Genomic DNA, 9,555 nt, shown 5'->3' on the forward strand with positions numbered 1-9,555 from the left:
GTTCAGCTCCTGTGGTCGTACGGGGGTGACTGCGGTCCGGGTGCGAAGGGCCCCGGTTGTGGTGTGTCGAGTGCGGTCAGTGTGTCCCGTAGACCGCGGTGTACATCCTCGTACACCGCGAGGTGTCCATCCGCCGGCAGGTGGTCGGCGTCGGCCAATCGCTGCAGGACCGCGTCCACGGCGGTGTTGCCGGTGGACGCCCGGGGGATGCCGAGCGGAGCGGGCACAGCCGGATCGCCGGTCCCGGTCTCACCGTCACTCCCGGTCCCGACCTCGGCCTCGGTCCCGCCCCCGGCCTCGGCCTCGGTCTCGGTGGGAACGGTCGGCGACGCAGGCTGCGGGCTCCCATTGGGTGCCGCGAGCGGTCCATGGGCGCCCGACCCCACGCCTGCTCCCGCCGCGGTGTGCACCCGCGGCGGGCGGTCAGTGGGGTCCGGGATCAAGTCGCTCATGCCCAGACGCTACCGCGAAGCGCTGCGGTACCGTCGCTCCTGATGGCGACGACGGAAGAGTGCCGCAGCGCGCTCAAAAAACTCAGTGACAACCTCGCGCAGGCGGATGACGACAGCAGCGCCCGGGGCGCGGCTGCGCTCAACCGCTCCCTCAGCTGCCACATCCGGGACTTGGACACGACGTTCGTCGGCCGTCTCCAGGACGGCCGGATCGAGGTCACGGACACAGTGGCCGGCCCACCGCGCGACAAGGCCCAGATCCGATTGGCGATGACGGGTGACGATCTCGTGGCCCTGGTCGAGGGACGGCTCAACTTCGCGAAGGCGTGGGCTTCCGGCCGGGTTTCCCTGGAAGCCGGGTTCCGCGATCTGCTGCGGCTGAGGACCCTGCTCTAGGGGCGTCAGTCGGTGAAACAACTCCCGAGCACCGGCCCGGGGCGGCCTCAGAGCGTCTTCGCAGGCGCACGCCTGCGGGCGACGGGCACCACCAGCGGCGTACCGGACTCGGGGTCTTCGATGACCTGACTCCTGACCTGGAAGACGGTCTCCACCAACTCGGCGGTCACGACATCCGACGGGGCGCCTTCGGCAACGACCTTGCCGTTGTGCAGGGCGATGAGGTGGGTGGCGTAACGGGCCGCCTGGTTGAGGTCGTGGAGTACCGCGACGAGGGTGCGCCCCTGGTTCTCGTGGAGTTCGGCGCACAGGTCGAGCACTTCGAGTTGGTGCTGGATGTCGAGGAAGGTCGTCGGCTCGTCCAGGAGCAGCAGCGGGGTCTGCTGGGCGAGGGCCATGGCGATCCAGACGCGCTGGCGCTGACCACCGGAGAGTTCGTCGACGTACCGCTCGGCCAGTTCACCGACGCCGGTGGCCTCCATCGACTCCTGCACGATGCGTTCGTCCTCGGGCGACCACTGCCTCAGGAGCCCCTGGTGGGGGTAGCGGCCACGGGCGACGAGATCGGCGACGGTGATCCCGTCGGGGGCGATCGAGGACTGGGGGAGCAACCCCAGCGTCTTGGCCACCTTCTTCGCCGGCATGGAGTGGATGACCTGGCCGTCCAGCAGCACCCTGCCCTGGCTGGGCTTGAGCATCCGGGAGAGCGCGCGGAGCAGGGTGGACTTGCCGCAGGCGTTGGGTCCGACGATCACGGTGAAGGAGTTGTCCGGTATGTCGACCGACAGGTTCTCGGCGATGATCCGCTGGTCATAGCCGAGGGTGACGGACTCCGCGGTGAGACGCTGCATGGTGGTACTCCTGGATCGATGATGCGTTGTACGGGCGGGCCTGCCGGGGTCTGCGGGACTCATACGCGTCCCGCCCGCCGCTCGGCGACCAGCAGCCACAACAGATAGCAGCCGCCCAGAACCGCCGTCACCACGCCCACGGGAAGTTGCCGGTCACCGAAGGCCGAGGTGGCGACCAGATCGGCGGTCAGCAGCAGTGCGGCACCCATCGCCGCAGCGGCGGCGAGGTTGGGTCCCGGGGAGCGGGTCAGCCTCCGGGCGAGTTGGGGCGCGCTGAGCGCGACGAAGGCGATGGGGCCCGCGGCGGAAGTGGCGAAGGCCATCAGCAGGACACCCGCCCCCATCAGGACGAGGCGGGCGCGTTCCACCGGAACGCCGAGGGCGTAGGCGGCGTCGTCGCCCATCTCCAGCATCCGCAGGGGACGCGCGTACGCGGCCACCAGCGGCACCAGGATGAGCGTCGATACCAACAGCGGCCAGACCTGCTCCCAGTCGCGCCCATCGAGCGAGCCGGTGATCCACAACACGGCGCGGGCCGCGTCCACCAGGCTCGCCTTGGTGAGGAGGTAGTGGTTGACGGCGGTCAGGACGGCGGCGGCGCCGATGCCGACGAGGACCAACCGGTATCCGTGGACCCCGCGCTTCCACGCCAGGAGGTAGATCACGACTCCGGTGGCGAGACCACCGATGATGGCTCCGCCGGCGACGGCGACGGCGCTGCCCTGGAAGAGCACGATCACGACGAGCGCGCCGACGGCGGCGCCCTGACCGAACCCGATGACGTCGGGGCTGCCCAACGGGTTGCGCGAGAGGGACTGGAAGATCGTGCCGCTGAGGGCCAGGCAGGCCCCGACGAGGAGCCCGACGATGACCCGCGGCAGCCGCAGGTCCATGATGATGAACTCGTGGGCGGCCGAGCCGTTGCCCAGCAGGGTGGCGATCACATCGGCCGCCGAGATCGGGAAGTCCCCGCTGCCGATCAGAACCACGCCCGCACCGAAGGCGGCGACGAGCAGCAGCACGACGACCAGGATCGCCCGGGGATCGGCACGTACGGAGAGGCCGCCCGCGGTGCGCACGGCCTTCACCGAACCCGTGGTCCGGTGGGGGTCGCCCGTTGTTTTCGCGGTGGGCACCGCTGTCACCTTGCTCATAGCTGGGCCAGCTTCTTGCGACGGACGAGTTGGATGAAGACGGGTCCGCCGATCACCGCGGTGACGATCCCGACCTGGAGCTCTCCGGGGCGGGTGACGACTCGCCCGATCACATCGGCACCCAACAGGAGCACGGGGGCGAGTACGGCCGCGTACGGGAGGACCCACCGCATGTCCGGCCCGGTGATGGCGCGGACCAGGTGCGGGATCATCAGCCCGACGAAGATGATGGGCCCGCAGGCCGCGGTCGCCGCTCCGCACAGCAGGGTGACGCTCAACATGGCGATGGCACGGGTGCGCCCGAGATGGGCGCCGAGCGAGCGTGCGGTGTCATCGCCGAGTTCCATCGCGTTGAGCGAGCGGGCCAGCCCGAGGGCGAGCAGCGCCCCGAGGCCGATGAACGGCAGCACCTTGCCGATGATCGACATATCGGCTGAGGCCAGCGAACCGACCGTCCAGAACCGGAGTCGATCGAGCGCGGCCGAGTCCAGGAGCTGTACGGCGTTGACGTACCCGTAGAGGGCCGCGGTGGCGGCCGTTCCGGCGAGGGCGAGCCGCACGGGTGTGGCGCTGCGACTTCCGCCGAGGATGTAGACGATCACCGAGACCACGGCCGCGCCGACGAAGGCGAACCAGACATAGCCGGTGAACGAGGTCACACCGAGGAAGCTGATCGCGGAGACGACGGCAGCGGATGCCCCCGCGTTCACACCGAGGAGTCCGGGTTCGGCCAGGGGGTTGCGGGTGAGGGCCTGCATCACGGCTCCGGCGAGCCCGAGCGCCACCCCCACGATCAGCCCCAAGAGGGTCCGGGGTATGCGCACTTCGCGGATGAGCACCCCGTGCTTGCCGCCCGTGCTGTCGAAGAGACCGTCCCACACAGCGGCGATCGGAATCGGTTTGGCGCCGACGGCGACGCTCGCAAGGCAGACCAGCACCAGTACGCCCAGGGCTGCGAGCAGCCCTACGGCACGCATGGCATGACGATTTCGTGGTTCGGGCGCGGCTATCTTCTTCACGCCGTCAGGGGGACTGTCGACCAACACAAGGTTAGGTTAGCCTACCCTCTCAATCGATTCGCCCGCTTGCCGACATCCCCATCGAAAGTCAACGCATGCCTCACTCGCCCATGTCTCGTCGCCGTCTCCTCGCCTCCGCCGGCGCGCTGGGCATCGGAGCCCTCCTCACCGCCTGCGGAGAGGACGACAAGTCCTCCTCGACCAAGGGCGGCAGCTCCTGGAGCTTCAAGGACGACCGCGGCAAAGTTGTCAAAACCGCGAAGAAGCCGCAGAACCTCGTCGCCTACATCAGCACTGCCGCCGCGCTCTACGACTACGGAGTCGAGTGCAAGGGCGTCTTCGGCCCGAGCAAGCCGGTGAACGGCAAGCCCAACCCCCAGGCCGGAAAGCTCGATGTCTCCAAGACGACGAGCCTCGGCGAGGCATGGGGCGAGTTCAGCATCGAGAAGTACACGGCGCTCCAGCCCGATCTGCTGATCAGCAACATGTTCCCGCCGCCCGCCCTCTGGTTCGTACCCGAGGAGAGCGCGAAGAAGATCGAATCGGTGGCGCCCTCGATCGGTATCGCGGGTGCCCACAAGTCCCTCCTCGAACCACTGCGCAGGTACGAGGAGTTGGCCAAGGCCCTCGGCGGTGACCTTGAGTCCGCGCAGGTCACCCAAGCCAAGGCGCGCTTCAAGGCCGCAGAGGCGGCCGTGCGCAAGGCGGCAGCCGCCAACCCCGGGCTCAAGGTCCTCGCCATGAGCGGCGACAGCGAGCAGCTGTACGCGGCCGTACCTGACTCCTACTGCGACCTGAACTACTTCAAGGACCTCGGGGTGGAGATCATCGAGGGCAAGAAGAGCGATGAGTGGGGCTTCTGGGAGTTCCTCAGCTGGGAGAACGCCGACAAGTACCACGCCGATCTCATCATGATCGACAACCGTTCCACCGCCCTGCCTGCCGCGGACATGCTGAAGAAGCCGACCTGGGCCGGGCTCCCCGCCATCAAGGCCGGCCAGACCGTGCCCTGGTCCATGGAGGAACGTTACAGCTACGCCGGTTTCGCGCCCGTCCTGGAGCAACTCGCCGCCGCCATCACCCGGTCGAAGAAGCTGACTCCGTAGCCGACGCCACGCTTCAGCTCACTCGGTTCGTCCTCTTCTTCCCTTGCCATGTCCTCTCCCCGGCACGACACCCGGTTCGCCCGTAGCCGGGCCGGGGAGAGGACATGGCACGAAGGGCGAACGCCCAGCGCGTCAACTCCTCGTTCCCCAACGCGGGCCAGAGCGCGGCCTCCGGCTACGGCTACGGCTACGGCTACGGCGAACGCAACCGGACCCCGATCCAAACGACGGAGCCCCTACAGCCCCAGCCGGGTCAACGCCTTCGCCGTCTCCCCATCGAACACACCGTCGCCCGCCCGGCTCCAGGCCGCCGCACACAACGCCCGCAGACCGTCCAGGACATCGCCGTCACCGTCCAGCACGAGTTCACCGTCCCGCACGGCCGCGGTCCATTCCGAGCAGGCGAACGCCTCGCCGACCGGGGACACTTCGGGCTGGCCGATGAGCAGCCCGCGCAGATCGGCGTCCACATAGGTCGGTCGGTGCTCGGGCCTCGCCACCAACAGCTGTGCGGCATCCGTCACGCCGGTGAGCACCAGGAGCGAGTCCACCGCACCGTTGAAGGCGCCTTCGATGTCCGTATCCAGCCGGTCGCCCACCACCAGCGGCTTCCGCGCCCCCGTCCGCAGAATCGTCTCCCGGTGCATGGGCGGCAATGGCTTGCCCGCCACCTGCGGCTCCGCACCGGTGGCGATCCGCACCACCTCGACCGCAGCCCCGTTGCCGGGGGCGATCCCCCGCCCGCTGGGAATCGTGAGATCGGTGTTGGACGCGAACCACGGCACACCGCGCGCAATCGCGTAGCACGCCTCCGCGAACCGACCCCAGGGCAGTTCGGGCCCCCCGTACCCCTGCACCACCGCGGCGGGGTCGTCATCGGCCGAATCCACCGGCTCCAGACCCCGTTCGCGCAGCGCGACCCGCAGTCCCTCGCCACCGATGACCAGCACACGAGAGCCGGCGGGCACCTGCTCGGAGATCAGCCGGGCAACCGCCTGCGCCGAATTGATCACGTCATCGGCATCAGCGGACAACCCCAGCTCCCGAAGGTGCGCCGCGACCGCATCGGGCGGCCTCAGCGCATTGTTCGTCACGTACGCCAACCGCATCCCGCCCCGCTGCGCCACCAGAAGCGAGTCAACCGCGTGGTCGATCGCCTCGCCACCGGCGTACACCACACCGTCCAGGTCCAACAGAGCGGTGTCGTACGCCTCACTCAGCGCCGTCACACTGCCACTCGGGCCGGTCCTGCTCCGCTGACTCATTCGACTCTGCCCCTCGATCGGCGTCACTCCCCCGATCATCGCTCATCACACTCCACGCATACGATGCACGAATGAACAGCGAAGGTCCCGCGACCAACGACGGTCTGCGTCTGCTCCCCTTCCGCGGACTGCGGTACGTCGCCGAGCGGGTCGGCTCCCTCGCGGCGGTGACCTCGCCCCCGTACGACGTCGTCGTCAGGCCGGACGGGCTGCACCACCTGGAATCCGCGGACCCGTACAACATCGTCCGGCTGATCCTGCCGCAGGCCACGACCCCCGCGGCACGCCACCGCCAAGCAGCCGACACCCTCGCCCGTTGGGAAGCCGAAGGCGTCCTCGCCCAGGACCCGGAGCCCGCCCTCTACGTGTACGAACAGCGTCGGGGTGACGTCCTCCAGCGCGGCGTCATCGGTGCCCTCGCGCTCTCCGAACCGTCGGAAGGCACCGTCCTCCCCCACGAGGACGTGATGCCCGACATCGTTGCTGACCGTGCCGCCCTGATGCGAGCCACGGGAGCCAACCTGGAACCGTTGCTCCTCACCTACCGAGGCACAGGGGCCGCGACCGGCGCGACGGCCGTCATCGAGCAGACCGTGCAGCGCGCCCCTCTGCTGGCCACCACCACGGAAGACGGCTTCAGCCACCGGCTCTGGTCAGTGACCGACCCCGCCGACCTGGCCGCCGTCCACGCCGATCTCACCGAGCGACAGGCTCTCATCGCGGACGGACACCACCGCTGGGCGACCTACCTCAAACTACGCGCCGAACATCCCGACCCCGGGCCGTGGGGCTACGGCCTGGTCCTCTTGATCGACATGGCCCGGTACCCCCTCCAGGTGCGCGCGATTCACCGGCTGCTGCACCGTTTCCCGGTCCCCCGGGCCCTGGCCGCGCTCAACGGCTCGTTCCGCGTCCAACGCCTGTCGGTACCGCTCCCCGAGGCACTGGAGAGCCTGGCGACGGCGGCGGCGGACGGAAATGCGTTCCTGCTCGCCGGCGACGGAGCCTTCCACCTCGTCGACCGTCCGGAACCGGAACTGCTCGCGCGCACGGTCCCCCACGACCGTCCCACCGCTTGGCGGGAGCTGGACGCGACCATCGTCCACTCCACACTCCTCGATCACCTCTGGAGCATCCCGGACACACCGGAACACATCTCCTACATCCATGAGACCGCCACGGCGGTCGAGCAGGCGGAGCGCACCGGAAGCACTGCGGTCGTGATGCACCCGGTGGAGGAGGAAGTCGTACGCGAGCTGGCGCGCGAGGGCGTGATGATGCCCCGCAAGTCGACGTCGTTCGGGCCCAAGCCCGCGACGGGGTTGGTGCTCAGACGCCTCACCGAGAACTGACAAAGGGGCGGCACCTCAAGGTGCCGCCCCTTTGCTCTCTCCGTCAGTGGCTACGGACGCTCGTCACCCTCGTCGGCGACATCCACGTCGTCCACTACCTCATCCGCCAGGTCCGGCGCGGGCACGTCGTCATTCTCACCGTCGTCACCGTCCTCGCCGTCTTCTTCATCGCCTTCGTCCTCGTCGGTCAACGTCTCGTCGGCCTCGGAAGGACTCTCGGCGTCATGGGCGTCGGTGTGGTCGCCGTCGTCACCGTCAACGTCGATGGCGTCGACGAACTCCACACCATCCATCTCTGCCAACCGGTCCGAAGCATCGGTGACACCGTCCTTGTCGGCCTCCAGCGCCTTGGCAAACCACTCCCGCGCCTCACCCTCACGACCGGCCGCCAAAAGCGCATCGGCATACGCGTAACGCAGCCGCGCGGTCCAGGGCTGTACGGAGTGGGAGGCCAGCTCGGGACTCTGCAAGGTCACGATCGCAGCCTCAAGTTGGTCCATGTCACGACGAGCACCGGCCGCCACGAGACGCATCTCCACCTGGCCCGCCTTGTCGAGCTTCTGGACCTCGGCCTCACCGGCCATCGCCAACGCTCGCTCGGGACGGCCCAGACCCCGCTCGCAGTCAGCCATCACCGGCCACAGCTCCACCCCACCGGTCATCCGTCGCGCCGCACGGAACTCCGCGAGCGCTTCGGTGTACCTCTGGGTGGCGTACGCGGCGAATCCAGCGGCCTCACGGACCGCGGCCACCCTGGACGCCAGACGCAGGGCGATCTTCGAGTACCCATAGGCGAGCTCAGGGTCCTCATCGATCAGCTTGGCCACCATGACCAGGTTCTTGGAGACCTCTTCGGCCAGCCCCTTGGGCAGGCTCATCAGCTCCTGGCGTACGTCCTGGTCGATCTCATCGCCAGTGACGTCCTCGGGGATGGGCAGACGCTTGATCGGCTCCCGATCGGGGCGATCACGGTCATCGCGACGGCCATAGCCACCGCCATCATCGCGACGCCCTGAACCACCACGGTCGTCACGCCTTCCGTAGCCGCCTCCACCGGAACGCCCACCCCGGTCATCGCGCCGATCGTCACGGCGGAAACCGCCACCGCTGCTACCACCACTGCGGTCATCACGACGGGGGCCGCGGTCGTCATCACGACGGAACGCGGGACGATCGTCACGCCGATCTTCCCGACGGAAACCGCCACCAGCGCCCGACGGACCACTACCACCGCGGTCATCGCGGCGAGGACCACGGTCATCGTCCCGACGGAACCCACCACCGGTAGGCCGTCCACCACGGTCATCGCGGCGGAAACCGCCACCGCCACTACCGCTACCACCGCGGTCATCACGACGAGGGCCACGGTCGTCATCACGACGGAACGCGGGACGGTCATCACGCCGATCATCCCGACGGAACCCACCGCTGCTACCACCACTGCGGTCATCACGACGAGGACCACGGTCATCGTCCCGACGGAACCCACCACTGGGGCGGTCATCTCGACGGAAGCCACCGCCACTACCACCGCGGTCATCACGACGGGGACCACGGTCGTCATCACGACGGAACCCACCACCGGTAGGTCGTCCACCACGGTCATCGCGGCGGAAACCGCCACCGCCACTACCGCTACCACCGCGGTCATCACGACGAGGGCCACGGTCATCGTCACGACGGAACGCGGGACGATCGTCACGCCGATCATCCCGACGGAACCCACCGCTGCTACCACCACTGCGGTCATCACGACGAGGACCACGGTCATCGTCCCGACGGAACCCACCACCGGTAGGCCGGCCACCACGATCACCAGAAGGACCGCGATAACCACCACCGCTACCGCCACTACCGCCACCACTGCGGTCATCACGACGAGGGCCACGGTCGTCATCACGACGGAACGCGGGACGGTCATCACGCCGATCATCCCGACGGAACCCACCGCTGCTACCAC

At 68.6% G+C, this 9,555-nt stretch carries 10 protein-coding genes; 3 read left to right on the forward strand and 7 right to left on the reverse strand.

Annotated features, from left to right (window positions below):
• Nucleotides 1-2: 2 nt before the first annotated feature.
• Entirely contained in the window at nt 3-452 is a 450-nt protein-coding gene (locus tag ACFXJL_RS23455) for a hypothetical protein (protein WP_384695324.1), read from the reverse strand.
• A 42-nt stretch (nt 453-494) separates the two neighbouring features.
• Here ACFXJL_RS23455 and ACFXJL_RS23460 point away from each other — a divergent pair, with 42 nt between their 5' ends.
• Nucleotides 495-848, forward strand: a complete 354-nt coding sequence (locus ACFXJL_RS23460; RefSeq protein WP_358881469.1) for an SCP2 sterol-binding domain-containing protein — start codon at nt 495-497, stop codon at nt 846-848.
• 47 nt (nt 849-895) lie between these two features.
• On the opposite strand, the gene ACFXJL_RS23465 is transcribed toward ACFXJL_RS23460, so the two are convergent.
• Genes ACFXJL_RS23465 through ACFXJL_RS23475 form a run of 3 tightly spaced genes read right to left on the reverse strand, consistent with a single transcriptional unit; the run spans nt 896 to nt 3,830 of the window.
• Nucleotides 896-1,699, reverse strand: a complete 804-nt coding sequence (locus tag ACFXJL_RS23465; protein WP_329016714.1) for an ABC transporter ATP-binding protein — start codon at nt 1,697-1,699, stop codon at nt 896-898.
• Nucleotides 1,700-1,758: 59 nt separating this feature from the next.
• Entirely contained in the window at nt 1,759-2,853 is a 1,095-nt protein-coding gene (locus ACFXJL_RS23470) for a FecCD family ABC transporter permease (RefSeq protein ID WP_384644054.1), read from the reverse strand.
• On the reverse strand, nt 2,850-3,830 hold the full coding sequence (locus tag ACFXJL_RS23475; RefSeq protein WP_358881471.1) for an iron chelate uptake ABC transporter family permease subunit: 981 nt from the start codon (nt 3,828-3,830) through the stop codon (nt 2,850-2,852). Before ACFXJL_RS23475 ends, ACFXJL_RS23470 begins: the two co-directional genes overlap by 4 nt.
• Nucleotides 3,831-3,982: 152 nt before the next feature.
• Here ACFXJL_RS23475 and ACFXJL_RS23480 point away from each other — a divergent pair, with 152 nt between their 5' ends.
• The gene (locus tag ACFXJL_RS23480) at nt 3,983-4,978 is read left to right on the forward strand and encodes an ABC transporter substrate-binding protein (protein WP_384695330.1); all 996 of its coding nucleotides are present in this window, start codon (nt 3,983-3,985) and stop codon (nt 4,976-4,978) included.
• A 236-nt stretch (nt 4,979-5,214) separates the two neighbouring features.
• Here ACFXJL_RS23480 and ACFXJL_RS23485 read toward each other — a convergent pair whose 3' ends face one another.
• Nucleotides 5,215-6,243 (reverse strand): HAD hydrolase-like protein, encoded by a 1,029-nt coding sequence (locus ACFXJL_RS23485; RefSeq protein ID WP_384644060.1) that lies wholly within the window; start codon nt 6,241-6,243, stop codon nt 5,215-5,217.
• Between the two features lie 71 nt (nt 6,244-6,314).
• Here ACFXJL_RS23485 and ACFXJL_RS23490 point away from each other — a divergent pair, with 71 nt between their 5' ends.
• Nucleotides 6,315-7,595 carry a DUF1015 family protein gene (locus ACFXJL_RS23490; RefSeq protein WP_384695333.1) on the forward strand — a complete coding sequence of 427 codons (1,281 nt, stop codon included), beginning with the start codon at nt 6,315-6,317 and terminating at the stop codon, nt 7,593-7,595.
• A gap of 50 nt (nt 7,596-7,645) precedes the next feature.
• Here the strand turns inward: ACFXJL_RS23490 and ACFXJL_RS23495 are convergent, their stop codons facing one another.
• A complete protein-coding gene (locus ACFXJL_RS23495; protein WP_384695355.1) occupies nt 7,646-8,533 on the reverse strand; it encodes a hypothetical protein in 888 nt (295 codons plus the stop codon).
• Nucleotides 8,473-9,555: hypothetical protein (locus ACFXJL_RS23500; RefSeq protein ID WP_384695358.1), on the reverse strand; the 1,083-nt coding region annotated here is incomplete at its 5' end. The genes ACFXJL_RS23495 and ACFXJL_RS23500, both read right to left, overlap by 61 nt.

This window comes from Streptomyces sp. NPDC059256, from assembly GCF_042753785.1.
Classification (GTDB): Bacteria; Actinomycetota; Actinomycetes; order Streptomycetales; family Streptomycetaceae; genus Streptomyces.

Bases quoted from the DNA above. Each gene is read 5' to 3' on its own strand.
- ACFXJL_RS23455 (WP_384695324.1), bottom strand. From the start codon at position 452: ATGAGCGACTTGATCCCGGACCCCACTGACCGCCCGCCGCGGGTGCAC.
- ACFXJL_RS23460 (WP_358881469.1), top strand. From the start codon at position 495: ATGGCGACGACGGAAGAGTGCCGCAGCGCGCTCAAAAAACTCAGTGAC.
- ACFXJL_RS23465 (WP_329016714.1), bottom strand. From the start codon at position 1,699: ATGCAGCGTCTCACCGCGGAGTCCGTCACCCTCGGCTATGACCAGCGG.
- ACFXJL_RS23470 (WP_384644054.1), bottom strand. From the start codon at position 2,853: ATGAGCAAGGTGACAGCGGTGCCCACCGCGAAAACAACGGGCGACCCC.
- ACFXJL_RS23475 (WP_358881471.1), bottom strand. From the start codon at position 3,830: ATGCGTGCCGTAGGGCTGCTCGCAGCCCTGGGCGTACTGGTGCTGGTC.
- ACFXJL_RS23480 (WP_384695330.1), top strand. From the start codon at position 3,983: ATGTCTCGTCGCCGTCTCCTCGCCTCCGCCGGCGCGCTGGGCATCGGA.
- ACFXJL_RS23485 (WP_384644060.1), bottom strand. From the start codon at position 6,243: ATGAGTCAGCGGAGCAGGACCGGCCCGAGTGGCAGTGTGACGGCGCTG.
- ACFXJL_RS23490 (WP_384695333.1), top strand. From the start codon at position 6,315: ATGAACAGCGAAGGTCCCGCGACCAACGACGGTCTGCGTCTGCTCCCC.